The following is a 24,971-nucleotide window of genomic DNA, read 5'->3' as shown; positions in this document are numbered from 1 at the left end:
AGCCGTGGTCGGCAGGTTACGCCAGGGCGGCAAAACCACGCTGCAAGTCTTCAATCAGCGAAGAAACCGCCTCCAGGCCGATATGCAAGCGGATCACCGGGTGCAGTGTCGGCCCGGCAAATTGCCGCTCGCTCACATCCACCACGGTCACCAGGCTTTCATAGCCGCCCCATGAAGCCCCCAGCCCGAACAACTGCAACGCCCCGATAAAGCGCTCCAACTGTCCGGGATCGGCGTCAGCGAACTCGAACGACAACAGCCCGTTGCTGCCACTGAAATCCCGCACCCAAAGCTCATGATCCGGGTGCGTGGACAAGGCCGGATGGAACACCTGCCGTACCTGCGGCTGCGCCTGCAACCAGCGAGCAACTTCCAGCCCCTGGCGCTGATGCACCTCCAGGCGCGCCGCCAGGGTCCGCGCACCGCGCAGCACCAGGTAGGCATCATCCGGGCTCACCGTGTTGCCAAAGCTGTCGCTCATCCGCGCCAACGCCGGCCAGGCCGCCTCGGTGGTACAGACACTGCCCATCACCACGTCGCTGTGACCGCACAGGTACTTGGTCAAGGCCATGATCGAGATATCCGCCCCCAGGGCCAACGGCCGGTACTGGTAGCCCGAACCCCAGGTGTTGTCGACCGCCAGCAGGATACCCCGCAACTTGCACAAGGCCGCGATGGCCGGCAGGTCGTTCAACTCGTAGAGCAACGAACTCGGCGACTCGCAATAGACCATACGGGTGTTGGCCTGCAGGCGTGACTCGATATCCCGGCCGTCCGCCGGGAAATAACCGACCTCGATGCCAAAGGGCGCCAGGAACTCCTTCGCCAGGCGCCGCACCGGGAAGTAGACGCCATCGGTAATCAGCACATGGTCGCCCGGACGCAGATAGGCCAGGAAGGTCTGCGCCACCGCCGCCAGCCCGGTTCCGAACAGACGCGTGCGGTGGCCGCCTTCCAGCTCCGTCACCAGGTCTTCCAGGGCAAAGGCCGTGGGATTGCCCCGAGCGCCGTAGCTCAGGACCCGTTCGCTGTCGCGGCGACGGCGGGCGTCACGCATATCCGCCAGGTTGTCGAACAGCACGGTGCTCAAGCGGGTGACCGGCACGTTCACCGAACGCGGGCCGCTGCCCTTGAGGGTACGGGCCGCGTGAACCAGCCGGGTCCGGACATCCACGGGGGCCTTGGCCGGTGCCAGCGGTTTCAGGCTGGCGATCTCCGCCGGGGTCATCTGCGCCAGCAGGCCGGTTTCCCAGGCCAGATACTGGCGTGCCGCGTCCTTGTTGCCGGAATGGCGGTCGTGGGTGAAAAACAGGAAGTCGATGCAACGCTCGTCAGGCAACACCGACGCATCGTTGACCAGCGTCAGCCCGGCCGCTTGCCAGGCCGACAGGTCCGCGCTGGAAAACCGCACCTGTTGGCGCTGGGCCTCGGGCAGTTCCAGCGCCGCCAACTGCGCCACGGCGATATCGTCCGCCAGCAGCACCAGGGGCCGCTCTTCGCCCGCGACTTCAGCGGCGAGCAACGAGCGGATCGACCAACGCGAACCGGCCAGATGGGCCTTGCGAAAGGCCATGCTCGGACGCAGGTCGATCAGCACCAGCGCGTCTTCGGCCAGTTCACGGGACAGCTCCTGCGCCTCAAGCGCGGGCAACTCGGGCAACGGAAAGGCGCCCGCCAGCGGCAAGCGCAAGCCGCTATACAGCCCGTCTTCCAGGACCCGGGCATCGTGCCCCAACTGGCGCAACCAACTGGCAACGATGGGCGCGCGCACGCCATCATCGTCGAACACCACCACCCGCGCCTGGCGCACACCGATATACAAATCGGTGGCCTGGATCAACTGGCCGCCCGGCGTGTGTTGCGCGCCCGGCAGGCTGCCGAGACCGAACTCCTCGGCACTGCGCACATCGCAGAGGAACAAACTGCCGTCACCCGCTTGTGCCCAGGCCGTGACCTGGGCCGCCGTGACCGTCGGCACCTCGGCACGCCGGGCCAGCGTGCTGGCCGCCTCGCGCTGCTGCTCGATACCCACCGGCGGCGCCACATCGCTGTAGCGTCGGGTACTGCCATGCTCCAACTGAAGATCGGCCAGGAACCAACCTTGCGTGCCGTTTTCCAGGGCATAAACCGGGTTTTTCACCCCGAGATTGATCAGCGTCTGGGCCCCGATAATGCTGCGGGTGCGCCCGGCGCAGTTGATCACGATCGGCGTCGACTCGTCCGCCACCAGGTCGTGCAGGCGATAGCCCAACTCACCATTCGGGCAGCAGACCGAGCCCGGAATGGTCATCTTGCGGTATTCGTCGAAGGGTCGGCCGTCCAGCAGTACCAAGGGTTCACCCCGGGCCTGCCAGTCAGCCAGTTCGGTCGCGCTGATATGCGGCGTATGACAGGCTTCTTCCACCCATTCGCCAAAGGCCTTGGACGGCACATGCACCCCGGCGAACAACTGCAGGCCCGCCGCCCGCCAACCGTCGGCACCGCCCTGCAGCACATGCACCTGCTCATAACCCAATGCCTGCAGGCGTTGCGCGGCACGGGCAGCCAGTTCGCCGCCATCCTGGTCGTAGATCACCAACCGAACTCGTGGCTCGGGTGCCAGACGACGGACCTCCAGCTCCAGGCGGCTATAGGGCAAATGCACCCCGTGAAACAGATGGGCCTCACCGTACTGACCGTGCTCACGCACATCGAACAGGGCGATTTCCCGCCCGTCGAACAGCCATTGCTGCAACTGTGCCGGTGTAATGGTTTTACTCACATAAACCCCGCTTTCCAGTGAAGAGCTCATTCCAGCACCAACGAGCGCTCGCCCGCGGCCAGTTCACGGCCCCTGGCGTAAGCACGCTGCACCGCCGGACGGGCCTTGATGCGTTCGCGCCAGGCGTTGATCGCCGGGTAGTCGCCAAGGTCGAAACCCTGCCGGGCAGGCTGGATCCAGGGGAAGATCGCCATATCGGCAATGCTGTATTCACCCGCGACAAAGTCCTGCTGGGCCAGGCGTCGCTCCAGTACTTCATACAGCCGGGTGGCTTCGCCCCGCAGCAGGTCGAGGGCAAAGGGAATCGGCTCCGGGGCCTTTTCCCGGAACAGCTGCCACTGGCTCAGGTACGGCGTGATATGCCCCACCTGCCAGAATAGCCACTCCTGCACCCGCCGCCGCTCGCGGCTGCCGGCCGGCGGGAGGAACTGCCCGGTCTTGTCGGCCAGGTAGTTGAGAATCGCCCCGGACTCGAACAGGCTCAGCGGCTCGCCGTTGTCGGCCGGCCGGTGATCGACAATGGCCGGAATCCGGCCATTGGCACTGATCTGCTGGAACGCCGCTTCACGCTGCTGACCCTGGCGGATGTTCACCGGCAGCAGGCGATACTCCAACCCCAGCTCTTCGATCAGAATCCCGACTTTCAAGCCATTGGCCGTCGGCCAGTAATGGAGGTCGATCATGCCGCGTAGGCCTTGATCGAAGGCGCCATCTGCGAAGCGTTGTAGTTGAGGATACTGCCGTCGTCCTGCACGCCATAGCGACCATTGAGGGATTCCAGCGGACGCCCGTAGAGATGGAAATGCAGGGTCGCCTGCTCGCCATCGACACGGATGCTGTGCAGGTCTTCACCGAGGAAAGCGATGGAGGTACCGGGCTGGACCACCACTTCGCGCTCAAGCTTGAGCTCGGCACGCCGAGGGTCGCTGCCGTCGTCACCGCGGGCATAGACGCGGTTGAGTTCCTGGCCCTCGACAGCACTGATCACCGCCCAGGTTTCGTGGTTGTGGGCGATGGTGTTCTTGCCCGGCAGCAGCGAGTTGAGGTACAGGGTCGGGGTCTCGCCATCGTCGTTCAGGCGATAGCGGAAGGCAGTATTGCCCTCACCCGCTACCGGTGCCGGAAAGGCTTCGAAGTTGAACAGGTCGCGGCGCTCGGCAAGGTCTTCCAACAGGGCGACGATCTCTTGCAAAGCGGCACGGTCAACACCGCGCTGATGGATGGCACGGATTTTCACCAGGAAAGATTCGATCACGTTGGCGCGTTCGGTGGTGCTCATGGGCAGGCTCCTTATCGGGTGGATCACGGTCAGACGGACAGGCTGTAGCGGCTGATATTGCTCAGCAAATACGGATCGGGTTGCAGGTAGCGACGGCCGGCATCGCCCAGGGCATGCCGGAGGAATTCGCGGGTGCGCTCGCTTTGCGGCTGCTGGAACACCTGGTGGGCGCTGCCGGATTCGACGATCAGACCGTTTTCGGTGAAATACACCCGATCGCTGATCTCCTCGGCAAAGCGCATTTCATGGGTCACCAGCACGCAGGTCATGCCCTCTTCGGTCAGCTCGCGAATCACCGTCAGTACTTCGCCGACGGTTTCCGGGTCGAGGGCCGAGGTCACTTCATCGAACAGGATCAGTTCCGGGCGCATGGCCAGGGCCCGGGCAATCGCCACCCGCTGTTGCTGGCCGCCGGACAGTTGCCCGGGAAAGGCGTCGACCTTGTGCTCCATGCGCACTTTTGCGAGCAACTGCCGGGCCTCCTTTTCGGCGTCGGCACGGCTGCGGCCCAGCACCTTGCACGGGGCGATCAACAGGTTGTCCAGCACCGACAGGTGCGGGAACAGGTTGTATTGCTGGAAAACGAAGCCGACCCGCTTGCGCAACTCGATCAGCTCGGCCTCGCGGTGCAGTTGGTGCACCTCGGTGGCGCCGACGCGAATGGTCCCGCGCTGGGGTTTGAGCAGCCCGGTGATGCAACGCAGGATCGTCGACTTGCCCGAGCCCGAAGGCCCGATGATGGACACGGCCTGGCCACGCTGCACATCAAGGTCGATGCCCTTGAGCACCGCGTTGGCGCCGAACGACAGGTGCAGGTCGCGCAGGCTGACGAGGGGTTCAGTAGAAGGCATAGCGTCGCTCCAGGCGTTGGGTCAGACGGGAAATCGGGTAGCAGTAGACAAAGAACAACGCCAGCACGCTGAAGTAGATCAGCACGGTGAAGCCGGTGCGGTTGACGGTATTGCTGGCGATCTGCGCGGTGTCGATCAGGTCATGCACGCCCACCAGCGACGCCAGCGCGGTGCCCATGGTGATCACCGCATAGAGGTTCATCCATGGCGGCAGCATGCGCTTGAAGCACTGCGGCAGGATGATCGAGCGAAACAACTGGCCGCGACTGAAGGCCAGGGAGCGCGCGGCTTCCCATTGGGTGCCGGGAATCGAGCCGATGGCCCCGCGAAAGATCTCGGCGACGTTGGCACTGGCCGGCAGCGCCAGGCCGACGGTGACTTTCAGCCAGTCGGGAAACGGCAGGTAGGTGCCGCCGATATGGATCTCGAAGGGAAACACGTAGGTGGTGAAGTAGATCAGCACCAGCCAGGGCGCGTTGCGAAACAGCTGCACCCATAGCCGTGCCGGCAGGCGCAGGATCCGCAGCGGCGACAGCCCCAGCGCACCGATCAGCAAACCCAGCAGCGAGCCGATGACAATCGCCAGCAGGCTGATCAGGATATTCTGCGCAAAGCCCACGGCCAGCGCCGGCGACCATTGCCACAAGGACTCAATGACCATAACCGGGCATCCTCAACCGCGCTTCCAACGCCCGGCCCACACAGTTGACGATAAAACTCAGGACCCCGAAAAAGCTCAGCATCAGAATCATCAGTTCCAGCACGTTGTCGCTCTGGGTCCAGATCATGATCGAGGCGTAGGTGATATCACCGACGGCAATGGCCGAGGCCACGGCGGTCATCTTCACCAGGTCGATCAGATTGTTCACCAGTGACGGCAGGGCAAAGCGCAGGGCCAGCGGCAACTGCACATTCCACAGCAACTGGCGACGACTGAAGGCCAGGGAACTGGCGGCCTCCATTGTCACCGCCGGCACCGCCTCGATCCCGGCGCGCAAGGCTTCGGCATGGAAGGCACCCTTGTGCAGGGAAATCACGATCACCACCCAGGCAAACGGCGTCAGCGGGTTGGCCGCGCCCACCGCCTGGGTCAGCAACATGTTCAGCACCAGGAAGGCGCAGTAGAGCTGGACCAGGGTCGGCGTATTGCGCGTGACCTCGATAAATAGCCGCGCCGGACGCAACAGCGCCTTGTTCCCGCTGGTCAGCATCGCCGCCAGGGTGAGCCCCGCCAACAGGCTGCCGATAATGGTCAGCACGCACAGCAGCAGCGTGGTCCAGGCCCCGTCGATCAGGCTGCCGCGTTGGTAGGCGTCCAGCAGGAAACGGTAGTTGAGTCCCAGGTGGGCGGCCCACTGCACAAAGGTTTCCATCACGCCGGGCCCTCGCCCAGCCGGGCACAGGCGGCGGCAATCCGGCGGCCGGCCTCACGCACGCTGCCGGTGGCCGTGGCGATCGACAGACGGAACCACGGCGACAGGCCATAGGCACTCCCCGCGACCCCGGCGACGCCCTCCTCCAGCAGATAATCCACCAGCTCGTTGTCGCTGCCGATGACCTGGCCGTCCGGGCGCAGGCGGCCGATCAGGCCGGCACAACGGACAAAGACGAAAAAACCGCCCTCGGGTTGCAGCACTTCGAGCCCGTCGACTTCGCTCAAGGCGGCCACCAGCAGGTCGCGGCGCTCCTGATAGGCCGCCACTTGCGGCTTGAGGAAATCCAGCCCGCCTTCATAGGCCGCCAGGGCCGCCGCCTGACTGACCGACGAAGCACCGGACGCCGATTGCGACTGGACCACGCTCATGGCCGTGGTCAGTGCCTGGGGACCGGCGCCAAAGCCGATGCGCCAGCCGGTCATGGCATAGGTCTTGGACACCCCGCCCACCAGCAGGCAGCGCTCCTGCAGATCCGGCGCGACATTGAGCAGGTTCAGCGGCGCCTGGCCGTCGAAACGAATGTGCTCGTACAGCTCGTCGAGCAGCACCAGCACCTGGGGATGGCGGCGCAGCACCTCGGCCAGCGCACTCAGCTCATCGGCGCTGTAGACCGCACCGCTGGGGTTGCCCGGGCTGTTGAGGATCAGCCAGCGGGTGCGCTCACCAATCAGGCCGTTGAGCTGCGCCGGAGTCAGCTTGCAGCCCTGCTCCAGGGTCGAGTGGATAAACACCGGTTCGCCGCCATTGATCCGCACGCTGTCCGGGAAAGACGGCCAGTACGGCACCGGCACCAGCACTTCGTCACCCTCGTCGAGGGTCGCGGCGAAGGCATTGAAGATGATCTGTTTCGCACCGTTGGCGATCACGATCTGGGGCACGGCATAGTCGAGGCGATTTTCGCGCTGGAGTTTGCGCCGCACCGCCTCGCGCAGCGCCGGTACGCCCGGGGTCGCGGTGTATTTGGTCGCGCCGGCGGCGATGGCCGCGCAGGCCGCTTCCTTGATATGCAACGGGGTATCGAAATCCGGCTCGCCGGTGGTCAGGTCAAGCACGTCGCGACCGCCGTCGCGCAAGGCCGTGGCCCGGGACTTGGCCGCCGCATTGGCCGACAGCGAGACCTTCTGCACCCGTTTGGACAGTCGAACAGTCATGGCAGCACCTTGCCTGGATTGAGCAACCCACGGGGATCGAGGGCCTGTTTGATTCGGCGCATCAGGTCCAGCTCCACCGGGCTCTTGACCTCGGCCAGCAACGCGCGCTTGCGTTGGCCGATACCGTGCTCGGCGCTGATGGAACCGCCGTGGGCGTGGGTATTGCGATGCACCAGGGCGCTGAGCGCCGCGTAGTGGGCCATATGCGCTTCGACCGGCTGGCCGAGGGGCGCGGCGACGTTGTAGTGCAGGTTGCCGTCGCCGAGGTGGCCGAAAGTCAGGTTGCGCACGCCGGGGAAATGTTCCTGCAACAAGGCATCGGTCTCGCGGACGAAGTCGGCGATGCGCGAGATCGGCAGCGAGATATCGTGCTTCATATTGCGCCCCTCGCGGGCCTGGGCTTCGCTCATGTTTTCCCGCAACTGCCACAGCGCGGCGCTCTGGGCCAGGCTTTCGGCAATCAGCGCATCGGCCAACAGATTCAGCTCGAAGGCCTCGCCCAGCACCCGCTCGAAAGCATCACGGGCATGTTCGGCGCTGTGGTTGTCGGACAGCTCCAGCAACGCGAACCAGGCTTGCGGTGCCTGGGCGAAGGGTTGCGGGTCATCGGGAAATTGCTGGCGCAACAACGCCAGGCAGGCGGCGGACATCAGTTCGAAAGCCGTCAGGTCGGCGCCAAAACCGGCGCGGGCATGGGACAGGAAGGTCACCGCCTGCTCCAGGGAGTCGAATGCCAGCAACGCAGTGCTCTGGGCCTTGGGCAGCGGAAAGAGTTTCAAGGTGGCGGCGGTGATAATGCCCAGGGTGCCTTCGCTGCCGATAAACAGGTCGCGCAGGTCGTAGCCGGTATTGTCCTTGCGCAGACCGCGCAAGCCGTTCCAGATATCACCGTCGGCGGTCACCACTTCCAGGCCCAGGGTCAGCTCGCGGGTATTGCCATAACGCAACACACCGGTGCCGCCGGCATTGGTGCCGAGATTGCCGCCCAGGGTGCAACTGCCTTGCGCACCCAGGCTCAGGGGAAACAGGCGCCCGGCGTTACGGGCCGCGTCCTGCAGGTTCTGCAGGATACAGCCGGCCTCGACGGTGACGGTGTCGTTGTCGGTATCGATCTGGCGGATGCGGTTCATGCGGTCGAGCAGCACCAACACGCTGCTGCCCGTGGCGTCCGGAGTGGCCGCTCCCATCAGGCCGGTATTGCCACCCTGCACCACCAGCGGCGCACCATGGTGGGCGCAGACCCGCACCACGGCGGCGACTTCCTCGGTACTGGCCGGGTGCACCACGGCGACGACCCGGCCATGGTAGACACGGTGCTTGTCGCTGAGGAACGCGCTCCCGGCGATGGAGTCCTGGACATGGGCCGCGCCCAGCAGTTGTTGCAACTGCGCGAACAACCCACTCATGGAAGCTGCGCCAGTGGAGCCGCATCCTTGAACTGCTCATGCAACTGCAGCAGCGCTTGAGAGGGCGGCATGCCGGTGCGCTTGCCCAGCTCGATCAGCCAGCCACTGCGGTGCCAGTCACGGACAATCGCGTCGAGACGGGCCTGGATATCCTTTTCGCCCTTGCGCACCCAGATCACCGAATTCGACGGGATCAGGTCAGTAGGCAAGGGAATCTCGTAGCCGGACCATTCGGCCTCGTCGAGCAGGCTGTGCATGGTCGGGCTGACGTGGACCGCGGCCACGCAGCCATTGCCGCGCAGGGACAGCAGCGATTCGGACTGGCTGCGGAAGGCCTTGATCTGCGCGCCATAGACTTCCTGCAATGGCTTGGTGAAATTGCTGCCCTGGGAAACGCAGACCGGCTTGCCCTTGAGGTCTTCCCAACGGGTGATGCCGGCGCCTTTGCGAATCAGCGCCGCACCGCCGACTTCTTCGTAAGGCGTGGGCACATAGTCGAGGATCTCGGCGCGTTCTTCGGTGAACTGCATATTGGCGATCAGCGCATCGACCTTGCCCTGTTGCAGGAACTGCACGCGGTTGGGTGCCAGTACCGAGACGCTTTCCAGCTCCACGCCGAGGCGCTGGGCCAGGCCCTTGGCGAGCTCGACGTTATAGCCCTGATGAGCACCGGTGGCCGGGTCGATGGTGCCGAACGGTGGACCGCTGAGGATCACGCCGATACTGATCTTGTGCCGCGACTGGATCTTGTCGAGGGTGGCATCGGCCTGGGCCAGGGAGGCGAAGAGCGCCAGGGCGATGGGCAAGTACTTGAACATTGCGGGGTATCCTTGAGAAGTCGGGCGATCGGGAGTCCGCCTTCGCGGGCAAGCTCCGCTCCCACACTGTTCGCGTCGAACACACATCATGCGTACGACACAAAACCTGTGGGAGCGGAGCTTGCCCGCGAAGAGGCCCTCAAGTGCGCCAAAAACGTTACGCGTACGGTCAACCCTTGAACTGGTTATGCAGCTCCACCAGCGCCGGCGACTTCGGCGAGATCTGATTACGGCTCTCGGCCTCGATCAGCCAGCCGCTGCGGTGCAGGCCCTGTACCACCTTGTCCAAGCGCTTCTGGGTATCGACCTCGCCCTGACGGGTCCAGATCACCGACGGGGCCGGGTTCAACTCCGGAGTGATGGCGCGATAGTCCTGCCACTCCGGGTTGCCCGCCAGCAGCGGATTGATCAGCGTCGCATCGTGGACCGCCGCCACGCAGTTGTTGCCGCGCAGTGCCAGCAGGGACTCCGAAGAACTCTTGAAGGCTTTCAACTGCGCGCCCAGCTCGCTCAACGGCTTGACATAGCTGCTGCCCTGGGAAGTGCACACCGGCTGCCCCTTGAGGTCTTCCCAGCGAGTGATCTTGCTGCTCTTCAACACCGCCGCGGTACCGCCGACCCTGTAGAACGGCGTCGGCACATGCCCCAACTGGCCGTCGCGCTCCGGCGTCCATTCCATATTGGCGATCAGCAGGTCGACCTTGCCCTGCTGCAGAAACTGCACGCGGTTGGCCGGCAGCACCGGCACCAGTTCGACATCAACCTTCAGGTCCTGGCCCAGGGCATTGGCCAAATCGACATTGAGGCCCTTGGGCGCCTGGGTCGACGGATCGATGGAACCGAAGGGCCCGCCGGACAACAGCACGCCGACCACCAGTTTGTGGCGCTGCTCGATCTTGTCCAGGGTGGCATCGGCCTGGGCCGCAGCCACCGCCCCCAACGCCAGCACGGCGCCGATAACAGCAGGAAGCAGGCGTTGGCCCGGTGTGCGCTTGAACGACATGACTATCCCCTCGATGGCAATCGGCGTATCCCGACCTTGTTGACCTGCATGCTAGGGAGCGCCAGGGACGAACGGAAATTCAAATATCTAATATTGTTATAACTTTCTGGTTATTAGCTTTTGAGAAAAACGGTATATCCCCTGTTTACTGGGGCTTTCAGCGTTCCGAATAATTTAGGCTCGCCAAATACATCAGCATCTGTAATCTATTGGCGATCGCCCTTGATATGAATTCGAGCCGCCATGCCCTCTCCGACCCTGGATCTGGAACTGCTTCGCACCTTCGTCGCGGTGGCGGACCATCACAGTTTTGCCGAAGCCGGCCAGCACCTGGCGCGCACGCAATCGTCCGTGACCCAGCAGATGCAACGCCTGGAACAGCAGGTGGGCGTCAGCCTGTTCCAGAAACAGGGCCGGCAGAAACAGCTGACCGAGCCGGGGCGGCAGTTACTGCGTCATGCCCGGCAACTGTTGTCGCTGAATGACGAGGCGCTCAATGCCCTGCAGGAAAGCCACTTGAGTGGCGTGCTGCGCATCGGTTCGCCCCACGATATCGCCGACACCATCCTGCCGCCGATCCTCAGCCATATCGCCCGCTCGGCACCGCGCCTGCGCCTGGAAATCGATGTCGGCCGCAGCCCCTACCTGATGGAAGACCTGCACCGGGGCAAGATCGACATGGTCATTTCCACCCGCGAAGACTCGCGCCTGCAAGGTTTTGCCCTGCGCACCTCGCCGGTGTGGTGGATCTGTTCGGCGCAGTACATCCATGTCCCCAGCGAACCGTTGCCACTGATCCTGGTGGAAGAACCGAGTATCTACCGGCGCTATGCCATGGAAGCACTGGAGCGTGAGGGGATTGCCTGGCGCCAGGCCTACCTGGCCTCGAACCTGATCGGCATCAAGGCGGCGATTCGTGCCGGACTCGGCGTGACGCCGCGCAGCATGGAGCTGCTGGGGCCGGATATGCGGGTACTGGGGGAAAACGATGGCTTGCCGCGCTTGCCGGATGTGACCTATCACCTGTGGATCCGCCCCAACACGGTCAACCCGCTGGTGCGCCGGGCCTATGATCTGATTCGTAGCAGCCAGGGGTTGTAGGCGCTCAAGCGCTCATTCTCCACCTCCACCGCCGCGATGACCGTCAGCCCGTAACCCAGGCTCACTGGTGTACGCCGGAGGGGCTGTCGATTGAGGACGCCTTGGCCACCATCGGCACGGACGGCACGCGCCTCGCCGAAGAGCTGGCACGCATCGGCTATGCCGGCGACCTGCAACCGGGAGCCATCGTCCCCCACGAATACCTGGAACTGCATATCGAGCAGGGGCCGATCCTCGAGGCGGAAAACACCTTGATCGGCGTGGTGGAAAACCTCCAGGGAATCTCCTGGCAACAGGTGATCGTGCAAGGCAATGCCAACCACGCGGGCACCACCCCTACCCGCCTGCGTCATGACGCCGGCTACGTCGCCAGCGCGGTGGTGGCCGAACTGCGCAAGATCGCCATGGACTCGGACGACACCACCCTGGCCACCGTCGGCTGCATGAATTTCGAGCCGAATGTGATCAACGTCATACCGCGCAAGGCCAGCTTCACCGTGGACCTGCGTGATCCCGATGAAGCACGGCTGGCAGCCGCCGAACAACGACTTTCCCGGTTCCTTGCCAAAATTTCGGAGGCCGAGGGCGTGCATATCAGCACCACACAACTGGTGCGCTTCCAACCGGTGATATTCGACGCCGGCCTGGCCGACGAGATCGAAGCCAGCGCCCAGAGTTTCGGCTTCAGCCACAAGCGCATGACCTCGGGCGCGGGCCATGACGCACAGATGATTGCGAGAATTGCCCCGTCGGCGATGATCTTCGTACCCAGCCGTGGCGGCATCAGCCACAACCCGCGCGAGCACACCGATGACGATCAGTTGATCAAAGGTGCCGAGGTGCTCCTGGATGTGGTCAACCATCGCCTGAACGTCCAGCTGTAGCACTCCCCGAAAACCACAGGCCACCGGCGTCTAAGCGAAGCTGGTGGGTGAGTCCGCGGATTCGCTTCGGGCCCGCCAACAGGCGTGGTTGGCAAGCGCTTGAATGCCGTCGGCACTTGGCCGTTTCAGCTCAAACCGTCGCATCCGAAAGATGATTGGAAATAACGGTCCGATTTCTACCACTGGTCTTGGCGACATACAGTGCCTTGTCAGCGATATCGATCAAGTTCTCAGGCGTGTCCATTCTTGAGCCTGACAACGCACTGATGCCCACACTGATGGTGACGACTTTGGCCGGCGATTCATCATGTTGAATGGAACAACCCTCCACTTCAGTTCGAATTCTTTCGGCGATAATAAAGGCACCCACGTAGTCTGTATTCGAGAGGATGATGGCAAACTCCTCTCCTCCATACCGCGCGGCCAGATCGCCTTCTCGCGTGATGTTTTTCTTGATAATGGCGCTGACCACCTTCAAACACTCATCGCCTTGCACATGACCATAATGATCGTTGTATTTTTTAAACAGATCCACGTCGATCATGATCAGGGCAATGTCATCAGGCCTGCGTCTTGCCTTGTTGACCTCCGCACTGATAAACAAGTCAAACTTACGGCGATTCGGCAGGCCTGTCAGGCTATCCTCGAGCGCCAGTTGCCCGAGCGCCTTGTTGGCCTCGATATAATTTTTTTCAGAACGCTGCAAGTCCTTTTGCGCCTGAATCTGCTGGCTCATGAGTTTGATCAGCCGATAGCCAAGAACGCTGAGCGCAATCAGCAATACCGACGAAATAAGAAAGCTGGCAAAGGATTCGTTACGCCAATCCGCCAGTATTTCACTTCTGTCAAAGGCCGCAATCACCACCAGGGGGTAGCCATTGACCCGCTGAAAGCTGATGACCCGCTCAACGTGGTCAATAAATGACCTTATGGTAGCAGTGCCCGAGCTGATCTCAGGCTTTAGCAACGCAAAGACTTCCCCCGTTGAAATATCGGTGCCGATATCAGCGTCGCGAAAAGGTTTGCGTACGACGATACGCCCTGTGGAGGAAGCCAGATTGATCAGCCCATTGGCTCCCATGTCGATGCCGTCATAGAGACTGAGAAAATAGTTAAGATAGATCGTGGCGATGGTCACTCCGGCAAAACTGCCGTCCGGGTGATTGAGCCTCCGCGAGATGGTCATGACCCATTCATTTGTTGAGCGACTGCGTATGGAGGGGCCAATATAGGGCGCCGAGCTGGCATGATCGCGATGGTAGATAAAATAGTCGCGATCCGAATTGTTGAGGCCCGGCGGAGTTGCGCCGTTTGAGTTGAATAACCAGCGCCCCTGCTCGTCATAAATAAAAAAACCATGGACTTGCGGCAGGCTTTTTTGTTGGTTTTTCAGTATCGCCCCCAACCTTTCCAGGGTCTGCGCCCCGGTGCCCTCAACTTCCACTTGTCCCTGAATACCCAATATCACCGTGTCAGCTTGAGTGAGCGTCGCCGCGATACTGGATGACAAGGCCTTGGAAAGGTTTGACATCTGGATCTCTTTGTCATGCAAGTGGTACTCCAAAGAGTTGAACATCCCCCAGATGCTGATCGCGATCAATGAGATACAGACCGCTGCCACAAAAAGCACCACATGGCCGAGCTTGAGCTTGGCATTCGCCCATTCGGTCCTTAGAAACGAGGTCGCTTTTGTGATCATGAAACCCTTCCGTGTGGTTGAAATGATGTGATGTAGCTTATGCGATTTTCACCGACACCTCACATTTCTGGTCATGAGAGGCGCTCACGATGCAAGCCCCCCTTCAGGATAGGCCCAAACCGTTGCGCCCGAAGGCGTTCAACTGCTCAACCGTGAAACGGCCCTTCCATGACGCTTCGTAGTGTTCAGGCGGAAAATCATCCGGCGACTCGCCGGCCTCGAACGCTCGGCAAACGTCCTTGGCATATTGGCGGTTTTTCGGGCACATCGGGGCTGCGGGCACATACATGACGTTACCCCAGCCCTCTTGATCCTCCACGGGCGCAACACTATGGATAACATCGCAGTGCCACCAAACCGAGTCCCCCGCCTGCACATCGGGGATGGGCGTCAGCCCCTGAACCAGCAGCGGATGCCACTGTTGCGAAACCGGCAGTACCTTGCCCGGCGCGACGCCACACAGCTCATCCTCCGGCACATCATCGAGCAAGGGACGCAGGAGCATGTAGGCCATGGCCTTGGGGATCGGCAAGGTATGCAATACACCTTGATCGGCGCGCATATCGGATAATGCGGTCCAGCCTTGAAAGGTCCTGAATGCGGAGCATTTCACCGTGTCTTTGTAGGCATACTCGTCTACCTCGGTACGATACGCGGCATCCCAAGGGTCGTAAGACTTGAAGTCATTGCGGTAGATTTTGTCGAAGACCTTCAAGTAGGCAGGATGCAGCCAGCGCTCCAACGCCCCCGAGTCGGTATGTGGCCCCAGCCCCCGGGAAGTGGTGCCGGGTGGACGACGGCGTACGCGATCCGGGTAAAGCGCGTTGATATCCGGGTTGAACCACTGCTGACCTTGGGAATGAATTTTCCACAGCCGGTTCAGAAATGACTGCGCGGTGCCCATGCGCGCATCCTGGCGCAGTTGCATCTGTGAAACCGACCAATAGATCGGAAAAATCTCCGGCCGCGAGGCCTCGAGGTTGCCAAAGAATTGATCGACCGGTCCGTGATAAATCCGGTCGAAGTCATTCTTGTCCAAGTACTCCAGAAGCCCCTTGTCCCATGCCAGGACCTGCTCTCTGGGGAAGTGATTTTTGATCAGCAGACAGCCCCGGCGCCTGATTCCTGCAAGTTGCTCTTCGCTCACCTCACCCGCGGCGATGGCGTCAAATTCTAGGACTGGCCATCCGGAACCGGTCAGCGCCTCCTGCGCCTTGATCGAGGCGATCTCGGCCGTAATGAACCCACAGACTTCGGCAAACAAGGACTCCACATCGCCTATCTGCGCGCGCAAGGTCTTTTTCATTTTGACGATGCTGTCCTTGTAGTTGTCCGGGAGCGTCGCGCTTTCGAATGCTTGATACTGATTCATGAGGCACCTGCGTCTTATTGTTCGTACAGGCATCAAAACATTGGGCGGTGCTTGGCGGCAGCCACATTTCAAGCGTTGAGCAATACGATTCTGGCTTCTTTCCTTGCGCCCATGGCGCCATTCGATTAACGGCCTGACAGGTCGCCATGGGCAGGCTTATTGGAAATGGTGCCCGTGCCGCTGCCGGAACTCCGAAGGGGTCATGCCCTTTTGCGCCTTGAACTGCCGGTTGAAAAGCGCTTGGGACGAGTACCCCACCCGCCCGGCAATGATCGAAACGGCCACGTTGCCTTGCATCAACAATGCGCAGGCGTGTCCGACGCGCAACCGGACGATGTACTCCAACACCGTACACCGCGTGTGCCTCCTGAACATTCGATGAAAGGCTGAAACGCTGACGCAGGCCATCTCCGCCAACGCTGAAAGACTCAGCGCACTCGCATAGTGGTCGTGAATGTAATCAAGGGCCCGATGGATACGAGCATCTTCGGTGATTGCAGTGAAGGCCTGAGTGCTGCAGGCGGGGGCAATTTTCTCGGCATGCACATCCCGGGCGAGCCTGTTCAGCACCGTCAGCAGTGAGATCAGCCGTTGCGTAGCGTCCTGATCCAGCATCGCTTCGATGATAGGGCGCAGTTCGCCAGAAGCGGCGTCACTGAAACGCAGGGCATTCCGTGCGGCTACCAACAAGGCGCGGACAGCCCCCATCTCCGGGCACAGTTTGACCAGAGCCTGCACCCAAGCCTCGGAGAACCAGATGACCAAGGCAATGTGCGGTCCGGTCGGATCAATAAGTTCGGCGGAGGACCAACTGTGTGGGACGTTAGGGCCGATCAGGACCAGATCGCCATCGTCGTACAGCGCCACATCATTACTGATATAGCGATGCCCTCGACTGTTCAACGTGAGGGTCAGCTCGTACTCAGGATGATGGTGCCACTCAAAGGGTATCGCCTGCGCAAGGCGCCTGTTCAGCAAGGTCCAGGAAGTATCCGCTGCGCTGGGTACCTTCTCGAAACTGGGCTTCATGAACCATTACTGCCTTAGAGGGAAGTGAGCACGCCACAATCGTATCATTGGGCATCACCAGTCACACTTCCCGCAGGCGCTGCCTGCTTACGATAACCTGATAGGCGCCTGAACAATGGCGGGATAGTCGTCGACGCTGTCAGGCCAAGGCGTCAACACCTTGAAGCCGTCGTCGGTGACCGCCACCATATGTTCCCACTGGGCCGAGAGGGTCTGATCCTTGGTGACCACCGTCCAGCCATCGCTCAGGGTTTTCACATGGCGCTTGCCGGCATTGAGCATGGGTTCAATGGTGAAAATCATCCCGGCTTTCAGTGTCAGGCCCTGACCCGGATAGCCGTAATGCAGGACCTGTGGCTCATCGTGGTAGATCTTGCCGATACCATGGCCGCAGTACTCGCGCACCACACTGAAGCCGTCGCGCTCGGCAACGCTCTGAATCGCATGACCGATATCGCCCAGCGTCGCGCCGGGGCGGACCATGCGAATACCCGCGCACATGGCTTCATACGTGGTCTTGACCAGACGCCGGGCCTGCGGGCTGGGCTCACCGACGAAGTACATGCGGCTGGTGTCGCCGTACCAGCCATCCTTGACCACGGCGATATCGATATTGACGATATCGCCATCCTTCAGCACCTTGGCCGAAGGAATGCCGTGGCAGACCACCTCGTTGACAGAGGCACACACGGTTTTCGGGAAGCCGTGGTAGCCGACATTACCGGGAATGGCCTTCTGCACATTGACGATGTAATCGTGGCAAAGCTGATCCAGCTCGTCGGTGGTAACACCCGCCTTGACGTGTGGCGTGATCATGGCCAGCACCTCGGCGGCCAGTTTGCCCGCCGCGCCGGACAGGGCTATTTCCGCCTGGGTATTGATCTTGACGTTGGTTTTCATTGCTGGGCTCCTGGTGCCGCATGGACCCGGGAGCCTTGGGAAAGATCGGCAAGCGCACACAGCTGCTTCAAATCAAGGCCGCCGGCCAGTTCGGCGCGAATCAGCAAGCGACTGATGTCGCGGTGATCCAGGTCGGGATACAGCTCCGCCAGCATGCCGATGCGCATCCAGTGCTCGGCCTGGGCATTGATCGAACGACTCAAGGCATCGCTGGCGACGCGCAGATGCTCATGCATACCCTCTGAAATTTTTACGATGCCCATCGACTTATCCAATATGAAATATATATGAATCGTATATTAGTCGATAACGGTGCGGGATCGCAATTTCATCGTGCGAGGTGACTGTCGCGCAGCCCATGTGTCAGTACGATCGCCCGCTCCAGGGCACTTCCACAGGTTCCGCGACAGATCGCAAGGGGGGGGGGGGTAGAAAGCTGCCCCCTGAATGGCTCTTAGAAACGTGCTTCGTCAAGATCGGCGATCAGCAGCGGCCCTGTCGGATGCCAACCCAGGCGTGCTTGTGTCTGGGCACTGGAAGCCGGCATATCCAGACTGACGAACATCTCCAGCCAGCCAAAGTGCGCCACGGCTTCCTGAGCCGTGATCGACACCACCGGTACATTCAGACCCCGGCCAATCGCCTCGGCTATTTCGCGACTGCTGACGCCTTCTTCGCCGACAGCGTGATAACGCGCCCCCGGCTCGCCTTTCTCCAGGGCCAGGCGGTATAGACGCGCGGCATCGAAGAGATGGCCCGCCGGCCAACGGTTACGGCCTTCACCCACGTACGCGAGATGCCCTTTTCGCGCGCAACGGCAACAAGCGGTGTGATATGGCCCTGCTTGAGTGGGTTGTGGACTTGGGGTAATCGCACCACCGACAGGTTGACGCCTGCTTCCAACAAAATATTTCCCGCCAGCTCGGACGCGACGCGGGCGCTGGGTCGGCCACCGGAAGTCCACTACACGCCTGTGGAAGGCATCACCCCCAGGCTGCAGCGCGTGCTTGATTCCCTGCCGGCCAGCCCGGCCATCATCAAGAGTGCCACTTGGGACATCATTGCCTGGAACCGGGCCGCCGCTGTCGTGCTGACGGACTACAGCACGCTGCCGGTTGGACAACGCAATATCCTGCGGTTCCTGTTCTGCGATCCGGCGGTCCGCGCCAAACAGCATGATTGGGAGAGTGTGTCGCGTTTTGTGGTCGGTGCGTTCAGAGCGGATGTGGCACGCGCCGGGTTGGTATCCGAGGTCAGCGAACTGGTGGACGAGCTTTGCACCGTCAGCCCGGAATTCGCAGCGTTATGGCGCCATCATGAAGTGCACGGTTATGCAGAGGGAGAAAGCGTAAAGCGCTTGCTGCACCCTGAACTGGGGCACATCGAGTTGGAGCACTCGGCGTTTTCCATCGACGGTCGGCCGGATCTGGGCATGATCGTCTACACCCCGCTCAACGACAGCACCGCAGAGAAAATCAAGGCGCTGGTCGAGCGTGCCTGAAGAAGCTCCAGGCAACAATCGGCCTCGCAGCCGGCTAGCGTCTCAGCCAATCACCTTCGCATACACCGGCCGGTCGACATTCCCACCGGTCAGAATGATCCCCACCTTCTTCCCTTCCATGGCACCACGCTCCTGCATCAGCGCCGCCAGCGCCGCCGCCCCTGCCCCTTCGGCCAGGTTGTGGGTGTCGCTGTAATACACGCGCATGGCCTCGCTGACCTCCTCGTCCGTCACCGATACGATCCTCGCCGCACCCGCCGCATAAACCGCAAAAGCTTCGGGGATCGGCTTACGTACGGCCATACCGTCGGCCAGGGTATTTGCCGAAGCGGTTTCCAGTATTTTTCCGGCTTCGAAGGATAACTTCGCGGCGTCCGCTTCAGTCGATACCACGCCCACCACCTGGGTCTTGAGGCCCAGCACATCGCGGGCGGCAATCACCCCACAAACTCCCGATCCGCAACCGATGGGCACATAAACGGTGTCCAGGTCCGGCGCCGCCTTGAACAACTCCAGCGCGTAAGTGGAAACCCCCTTGATCAACTCGGGATGGTACGGCGGCACCAGGTAGAGGCCTTGCCCCTCAGCCAGGCGCGCAGCCTCCTCACGGGCTTCGTCGAAATCCCAACCAAACTCGACGACCTCGCCACCAAAGCCGCGCATGGCGTTGTTCTTCTCCACGGAATTGCCCCGCGGCACCACGATCAACGCTCTCAAGCCCAGCGCCCGGGCCGCCAGGGCGATGCTCTGGCCGTGGTTGCCGCGGGTGGCGGTGACAACGCCTCGGGTGTCCGGGTGGGTACGTTTGAGCCAGTGCATGAAGGTAATGCCGCCGCGCACCTTGAAAGCCCCGGTGGGGGTATGGTTTTCGTGCTTGACCCAAACCGTGCACCCCAAGCGTTCGGCCAGCAATGGCCAGGCATATTGGGCGGTGGCGGGCATCACCTGGTATACCTGGCGGGCAGCGTTTTCGATGTCGTCGCGAGTCAGTCCGTGCATGGCTATTCTCTCTGAGGTTTTGCCCAGTCTAGGCAGACGCACAAGCTGCGGGCTTTCAGAAAATTGACCTGACCTTCAGGCGTGCCCTTCAGTAAGATGGTGTCTATGAATCGCCGAAACAGCTTGCCGTCACCGCCCCTGCGCGAACCGGTCCGTCGGGCCGAGGCCGGGCCGTGGGCGATCGAATTGCTACCGGCGGCCAGCTACGAAACCCGCTATATCGCAACCCAGGCCGCCATTGGTTTTGCCTTCGACAGCCAGCGCGGCCAGCACGCGATTGGCAGCGACCGGATCCGCCCATTTGTCGCCACGCCCAACGGCCTGGCGTTCATACCACCGGGGTGTGATGTGTTTTCCGAATCGCCCAAGGGCGGTGAGTACCTGCGGCTGATTCGCACCGACGGCACGCCGCTGGCGGGGGACCATGCGTTCAACAATCGCATCGATCGGCAGGCCATTGCCCTCGCCCAACGAATGCGTAGTGCGCTGTTGCGGGCCTCGGTGGAGGACGACTGGGAGGCCTGGGCACTGGCCCTGGTTCAACGAGCGGCGGGAGAGGATCGGTTGTCGGAACCTCTGCGGGGTTCGATAACCACCCAGCGGTTGCGCCTGCTCGATGAGTTCATTGACGCCGGGCTCGACGGGGCGTTGAGTGTGCAGGCGATGGCGGCGGTGCTGGGGTTATCCGAAGGCTACTTCATACGGGCGTTCAAGGACGCCACGGGCAAGAGCCCCCACAGCTACCTGATCGATCGACGCCTGGTCCGCGCCCGGGACCTGTTGCGCAACCCGGCGGAGCGCCTGGCGGACATCGCCCAGGCCTGCGGTTTTGCCTCCCAGGCCCATATGGCCACGGCGTTCAGGCAGCGTTTGGGCGTCAGTCCGCGAGACATGCGTGGGTGATCGGCTATCCGCGCGCTGGAAGGGACTGGTACAGCTGTTGGACCGCCTCTTGTCCGTAGCGCCGCTCCAGCTTTCTGATAATGAAATGCCCGCGCGCCATGTCCTGGAAGTGGTTGATAAAGGCCAGGTTGATCAGCGCGCCGCCCACCGCGCCGATCGCCGGTATGGCTTGCGCGGCGGCCTTCTCCCCCACGTGGATGCTGAAGCGTTCGGCAATGGTGGCGATCAGCTTGAGTATCGAGCCATCCGACAGGGACTTCGCCAACGCGGCCCGCACGGTGTAATAGCCGGTTTCCGAATCATCGTCCTTGGTTGATCGACCGCCGAGTGCAAAGACCGCCAGGCAGGCTTGTTTCGCCTCGTCGGTATCAATGCGCTCGTCATGACTCCTGGCGATATCGGCAATGGAGCGCAGCATGATTGAGGTTGAGAGCGGCAACTCGACACTGAGCCCGGCAAAACCGAAAAAGCCGCCGACGCCCCCGCTGACGGCGATGCCGGTCTTGTGCCAGAGATTGGAAGGCCCCTCACCCGGAATATCCTTCATGGTAAACACCGCGGCATCGAGGGCCTTCACCAGTGCTGATTGAGTGATACCGGCAATTCTTTTGGTGATGCTTTTGGGTAACTGCGCCAGTGCGACCTCGATGGGCATGCCGATAATATTCGTCAGCTTGGCGACGAAGCCGGGGTTCTCCAGCAGGTTCTTTGCACATTGCAGCTCATTTCGATCGTCTTCCGAGAAGCTCATCAATACGTACTCGATACTGGGTTGGCAGGACAGCTACAGGACAAAAAGCTCCAGTGCATCCCTGTGGCAACGTGAGTATCAAAGTGCGGCCACTGTATGGAAAAGGCAAGTCATGGTGCTCCATAAAGCTCCACTTGTGGTCCCAGCCGAGGATCGTGCTGTGAATTTCAAAGGCTTCGAACAGCCGCAACTCGCGGCGATGCGAAGACCGCTGAAGCGCGGCACAAACTGAGCATTGCTGTACAAAAAAGCGTTGATTACTCAAGTGAGGCTGATAATACTCGCAAGCGAAGACCCAAGCCCAAGAGCATTCAAGCAAGGAGGCGCGAACCAATGCAGACATTCAGTGTTCGCACGCTAGAAGAAACGGATATTGAAGCCTTGCTGAGATTCGAAACCCATAACCGTGAATGGTTCGAATCTCAAATTGACGCCCGTGCCCCTTCCTTCTACTCACGGCAAGGGGTTACCGATCATATTGAGCGCTATTTGTCCGACTTTGCTCTCGGTACCTGGCATCCCTTTGTTATCGAAGAAGCCAGTGAGGGAATAGTCGGTCGAGCCAACTTGAAAACATCAACTCACCAGAGGGTTGTGCAGAAGTCGGTTATCGGATTGATCAACGCTTTTGCGGGCAGGGACTCGCCACCCTGGCACTGCAGCATCTTATCCAGGAGGCACAGACGCACTGGAACCTTACGCAACTGCTGGCCATTGCCTACAAGAACAATATTGGCTCACAAAAAGTACTGAGCCGGTGCGGGTTTCTGCTTGAACATGAACTCGGTATGGACAAGACGAAGGATGAATATCTATTCATCCTTTCGCTCTAGAGACTGGCCGCAAAAAAACAAAAAAGCACCTGAGGTGCTTTTTTGTCAGCACTATTTCAGCTGGATAACGCCGTCACCCTGGCTCGCGCCGCGTGCAGCTTTTTGTAGCTGTCGATCAGGCGCAGGTGCCGATCAAGCCCCTCCAGCTTCATGCTGGTAGGCGTCAAGCCGAAGAAGCGTACGCTACCCTCGACCGAACCGATCACGGCGTCCATCCGCGGGTTGCCAAACATCCGGCGGAAATTGACCTCGTAATCGCTCAATTCCAGCTCGTTGTCCATCTGCACCTCCAGCACCACATTCAAGGCCTGGTAGAACAACCCGCGCTCGACCGTGTTGTCGTTGAACTGCAGGAAGGTTTCCACCAGCTCTTTCGCCTCGTCAAATTGCTTCAAAGCGAGATAGATCAGCAGCTTCAACTCCAGGATCGTCAACTGACCCCAAGCCGTATTGTCGTCAAACTCGATGCCGATCAAGGTGGTGATATCGGTGTAGTCGTCCAGCTCGCTTTCTTCCAGACGCTTGACCAGGGCTTTGAGGTCGGCATCGTCGAGGCTGTGCAGATTCAGGATATCGGCGCGGAAGAACAGCGCCTTGTTGGTGTTATCCCAGATCAGATCGTCCACCGGATAAATTTCCGAGTAATCCGGTACCAGAATGCGGCAGGCCGTTGCACCGATATGCTCATACACGGCCATGTAGACCTCTTTGCCCAGGTCTTCAAGAATACCGAACAAGGTCGCGGCTTCCTCGGCATTGGAGTTTTCACCCTGGCCGGAGAAATCCCATTCAACAAATTCGAAATCCGACTTGGCACTGAAGAAACGCCACGACACCACGCCGCTGGAGTCGATAAAGTGTTCCACAAAGTTGTTCGGTTCCATCACCGCGTGACTTTCAAAGGTCGGCTGGGGCAGATCGTTCAGACCTTCAAAACTGCGACCCTGCAACAGTTCCGTAAGACTGCGCTCCAGCGCCACCTCAAAGCTTGGGTGCGCCCCGAACGAGGCAAACACACCGCCAGTGCGCGGGTTCATCAGGGTGACGCACATCACCGGGAATCCCCCACCCAGCGACGCATCCTTCACCAGCACCGGAAAGCCCTGCTCTTCCAGACCCTGGATACCGGCCAGGATACCGGGGTATTTCGCCAGGACTTCCTGTGGCACATCCGGCAGTGCGATTTCACCTTCGAGGATTTCGCGTTTTACCGCGCGCTCGAAGATTTCCGACAGGCACTGAACCTGTGCTTCGGCCAATGTATTACCGGCGCTCATGCCATTGCTGAGGAACAGGTTCTCGATCAGGTTGGACGGAAAATACACCACCTCGCCATCCGACTGACGCACATACGGCAACGAACAGATACCACGCTCTTCATTACCGGAGTTGGTATCGATCAGGTGCGAGCCACGCAACTCGCCATCGGGGTTGTAGATCGCCAGGCAATGCGGGTCGAGAATTTCAGCCGGCAGCTCATCCTTGCGGCCTGGCTTGAACCAGCGTTCGTTCGGGTAATGCACAAACGCCGCATTGGCGATGTCTTCGCCCCAGAACTGATCGTTGTAGAAGAAATTGCAATTCAGTCGCTCGATAAACTCGCCCAACGCCGAGGCCAATGCGCCTTCCTTGGTCGAGCCCTTGCCATTGGTAAAACACATCGGCGAATGCGCATCGCGGATATGCAGCGACCACACATTGGGAACAATATTGCGCCACGAAGCGATTTCAATCTTCATGCCCAGGCCGGCCAGAATGCCCGACATATTGGCGATGGTTTGTTCCAGCGGCAGATCCTTGCCGGCAATATAGGTAGCGGCGTCCGAAACCGGGCCGAGCATCAGCAATGCCTGGGCATCGGCATCCAGGTTCTCCACTTCCTCGATCACAAACTCAGGCCCGGTTTGCACGACCTTCTTTACCGTGCAACGGTCGATGGAACGCAAAATGCCCTGGCGGTCCTTGGCGGAGATATCCGCCGGCAACTCGACCTGAATCTTGAAAATCTGGTTGTAGCGGTTTTCCGGATCAACAATATTGTTCTGCGAAAGACGGATATTGTCGGTGGGAATATTGCGGGTTTCGCAGTACAACTTCACAAAGTAAGCCGCACACAACGCCGACGAAGCCAGAAAATAATCGAACGGGCCGGGGGCCGATCCATCGCCCTTATAGCGAATAGGTTGATCGGCCACCACCGTGAAGTCATCGAATTTGGCTTCAAGCCGAAGGTTGTCGAGAAAATTGACCTTGATTTCCATGCGGGATTACCAAAATAACGAGACAAATAATTG

The 24,971-nt window shown here is 60.8% G+C and carries 22 protein-coding genes and 3 pseudogenes; 5 read left to right on the top strand and 20 right to left on the bottom strand.

The annotated features are described in order from the left end of the window. Nucleotides 1-16: 16 nt before the first annotated feature. From metC to M5C01_RS17450, 10 genes are all read right to left on the bottom strand, one after another. The gene (gene metC, locus M5C01_RS17495) at nt 17-2,761 is read right to left on the bottom strand and encodes a cystathionine beta-lyase (RefSeq protein ID WP_178129870.1); all 2,745 of its coding nucleotides are present in this window, start codon (nt 2,759-2,761) and stop codon (nt 17-19) included. Nucleotides 2,762-2,787: 26 nt separating this feature from the next. Then, nucleotides 2,788-3,444 (bottom strand): glutathione binding-like protein, encoded by a 657-nt coding sequence (locus tag M5C01_RS17490; RefSeq protein WP_152739672.1) that lies wholly within the window; start codon nt 3,442-3,444, stop codon nt 2,788-2,790. Next, complete coding sequence (locus M5C01_RS17485; protein WP_152739671.1) at nt 3,441-4,040, bottom strand: cysteine dioxygenase; 600 nt, start codon at nt 4,038-4,040, stop codon at nt 3,441-3,443. The genes M5C01_RS17490 and M5C01_RS17485 overlap by 4 nt, the downstream gene beginning before the upstream one ends. A 29-nt stretch (nt 4,041-4,069) precedes the next feature. Further along, nucleotides 4,070-4,891: an amino acid ABC transporter ATP-binding protein gene (locus M5C01_RS17480; RefSeq protein WP_152739670.1), complete on the bottom strand. Its 822-nt coding sequence runs from the start codon at nt 4,889-4,891 to the stop codon at nt 4,070-4,072. Then, nucleotides 4,878-5,552, bottom strand: a complete 675-nt coding sequence (locus M5C01_RS17475) for an amino acid ABC transporter permease (protein WP_103494401.1) — start codon at nt 5,550-5,552, stop codon at nt 4,878-4,880. Before M5C01_RS17475 ends, M5C01_RS17480 begins: the two co-directional genes overlap by 14 nt. Then, nucleotides 5,542-6,264 (bottom strand): amino acid ABC transporter permease, encoded by a 723-nt coding sequence (locus M5C01_RS17470; protein ID WP_152739669.1) that lies wholly within the window; start codon nt 6,262-6,264, stop codon nt 5,542-5,544. The genes M5C01_RS17475 and M5C01_RS17470 overlap by 11 nt, the downstream gene beginning before the upstream one ends. After that, the gene (locus M5C01_RS17465) at nt 6,264-7,478 is read right to left on the bottom strand and encodes an aminotransferase class I/II-fold pyridoxal phosphate-dependent enzyme (RefSeq protein ID WP_152739668.1); all 1,215 of its coding nucleotides are present in this window, start codon (nt 7,476-7,478) and stop codon (nt 6,264-6,266) included. The genes M5C01_RS17470 and M5C01_RS17465 overlap by 1 nt, the downstream gene beginning before the upstream one ends. Then, the gene (locus M5C01_RS17460) at nt 7,475-8,884 is read right to left on the bottom strand and encodes an FAD-binding oxidoreductase (RefSeq protein ID WP_152739667.1); all 1,410 of its coding nucleotides are present in this window, start codon (nt 8,882-8,884) and stop codon (nt 7,475-7,477) included. The genes M5C01_RS17465 and M5C01_RS17460 overlap by 4 nt, the downstream gene beginning before the upstream one ends. After that, complete coding sequence (locus M5C01_RS17455) at nt 8,881-9,702, bottom strand: transporter substrate-binding domain-containing protein (RefSeq protein ID WP_152739666.1); 822 nt, start codon at nt 9,700-9,702, stop codon at nt 8,881-8,883. The genes M5C01_RS17460 and M5C01_RS17455 overlap by 4 nt, the downstream gene beginning before the upstream one ends. 169 nt (nt 9,703-9,871) lie before the next feature. Beyond that, complete coding sequence (locus M5C01_RS17450; RefSeq protein WP_152739665.1) at nt 9,872-10,705, bottom strand: transporter substrate-binding domain-containing protein; 834 nt, start codon at nt 10,703-10,705, stop codon at nt 9,872-9,874. Nucleotides 10,706-10,948: 243 nt separating this feature from the next. Here M5C01_RS17450 and M5C01_RS17445 point away from each other — a divergent pair, with 243 nt between their 5' ends. Continuing rightward, nucleotides 10,949-11,806: a LysR substrate-binding domain-containing protein gene (locus tag M5C01_RS17445; RefSeq protein WP_152739664.1), complete on the top strand. Its 858-nt coding sequence runs from the start codon at nt 10,949-10,951 to the stop codon at nt 11,804-11,806. Nucleotides 11,807-11,886: 80 nt separating this feature from the next. After that, nucleotides 11,887-12,690: pseudogene (locus M5C01_RS17440) on the top strand (hydantoinase/carbamoylase family amidase); the annotation flags it as partial. Between the two features lie 130 nt (nt 12,691-12,820). Here the strand turns inward: M5C01_RS17440 and M5C01_RS17435 are convergent. From M5C01_RS17435 to M5C01_RS17410, 6 genes are all read right to left on the bottom strand, one after another. Then, a complete protein-coding gene (locus tag M5C01_RS17435) occupies nt 12,821-14,389 on the bottom strand; it encodes a GGDEF domain-containing protein (protein ID WP_152739663.1) in 1,569 nt (522 codons plus the stop codon). Between the two features lie 103 nt (nt 14,390-14,492). Continuing rightward, on the bottom strand, nt 14,493-15,761 hold the full coding sequence (locus M5C01_RS17430) for a DUF1479 domain-containing protein (RefSeq protein ID WP_152739662.1): 1,269 nt from the start codon (nt 15,759-15,761) through the stop codon (nt 14,493-14,495). A 156-nt stretch (nt 15,762-15,917) separates the two neighbouring features. Then, a complete protein-coding gene (locus tag M5C01_RS17425) occupies nt 15,918-16,790 on the bottom strand; it encodes an AraC family transcriptional regulator (RefSeq protein ID WP_152739661.1) in 873 nt (290 codons plus the stop codon). 87 nt (nt 16,791-16,877) lie between these two features. Next, entirely contained in the window at nt 16,878-17,690 is an 813-nt protein-coding gene (map, locus tag M5C01_RS17420; protein WP_152739660.1) for a type I methionyl aminopeptidase, read from the bottom strand. Further along, nucleotides 17,687-17,953 carry a ParD-like family protein gene (locus M5C01_RS17415; protein ID WP_152739659.1) on the bottom strand — a complete coding sequence of 89 codons (267 nt, stop codon included), beginning with the start codon at nt 17,951-17,953 and terminating at the stop codon, nt 17,687-17,689. The genes map and M5C01_RS17415 overlap by 4 nt, the downstream gene beginning before the upstream one ends. A gap of 191 nt (nt 17,954-18,144) precedes the next feature. Continuing rightward, nucleotides 18,145-18,477 (bottom strand): hypothetical protein, encoded by a 333-nt coding sequence (locus M5C01_RS17410; RefSeq protein WP_178129860.1) that lies wholly within the window; start codon nt 18,475-18,477, stop codon nt 18,145-18,147. A gap of 186 nt (nt 18,478-18,663) precedes the next feature. On the opposite strand from M5C01_RS17410, the gene M5C01_RS17405 reads away from it, so the two are divergent. Next, on the top strand, nt 18,664-19,191 hold the full coding sequence (locus M5C01_RS17405) for a DNA-binding protein (protein WP_255916948.1): 528 nt from the start codon (nt 18,664-18,666) through the stop codon (nt 19,189-19,191). A gap of 42 nt (nt 19,192-19,233) precedes the next feature. Here the strand turns inward: M5C01_RS17405 and M5C01_RS17400 are convergent, their stop codons facing one another. Then, complete coding sequence (locus tag M5C01_RS17400) at nt 19,234-20,190, bottom strand: threonine dehydratase (RefSeq protein WP_152739658.1); 957 nt, start codon at nt 20,188-20,190, stop codon at nt 19,234-19,236. Between the two features lie 105 nt (nt 20,191-20,295). Here M5C01_RS17400 and M5C01_RS17395 point away from each other — a divergent pair, with 105 nt between their 5' ends. Next, a complete protein-coding gene (locus M5C01_RS17395; RefSeq protein WP_152739657.1) occupies nt 20,296-21,093 on the top strand; it encodes an AraC family transcriptional regulator in 798 nt (265 codons plus the stop codon). A gap of 4 nt (nt 21,094-21,097) precedes the next feature. On the opposite strand, the gene M5C01_RS17390 is transcribed toward M5C01_RS17395, so the two are convergent. Both M5C01_RS17390 and M5C01_RS17385 read right to left on the bottom strand, forming a co-directional pair. Beyond that, nucleotides 21,098-21,844, bottom strand: coding sequence for an EcsC family protein (locus M5C01_RS17390; RefSeq protein ID WP_152739656.1), 747 nt, complete (start codon nt 21,842-21,844; stop codon nt 21,098-21,100). Nucleotides 21,845-21,959: 115 nt separating this feature from the next. Continuing rightward, nucleotides 21,960-22,043, bottom strand: a pseudogene (locus M5C01_RS17385) (thioesterase); the annotation flags it as partial. Between the two features lie 134 nt (nt 22,044-22,177). On the opposite strand from M5C01_RS17385, the pseudogene M5C01_RS17380 reads away from it, so the two are divergent. Then, nucleotides 22,178-22,677 (top strand): annotated as a pseudogene (locus M5C01_RS17380) (GNAT family N-acetyltransferase). 56 nt (nt 22,678-22,733) lie between these two features. Here M5C01_RS17380 and M5C01_RS17375 read toward each other — a convergent pair. Continuing rightward, nucleotides 22,734-24,938 (bottom strand): OsmC domain/YcaO domain-containing protein, encoded by a 2,205-nt coding sequence (locus tag M5C01_RS17375; protein ID WP_152739655.1) that lies wholly within the window; start codon nt 24,936-24,938, stop codon nt 22,734-22,736. Nucleotides 24,939-24,971: the final 33 nt, after the last annotated feature.

Source organism: Pseudomonas sp. MWU12-2319 (assembly GCF_023242525.1).
Classification (GTDB): domain Bacteria; phylum Pseudomonadota; class Gammaproteobacteria; order Pseudomonadales; family Pseudomonadaceae; genus Aquipseudomonas; species Aquipseudomonas gingeri_D.
The sequence above is the reverse complement of the archived record's forward strand: the minus strand, read 5'-3'. Positions and strand labels throughout refer to the sequence as shown.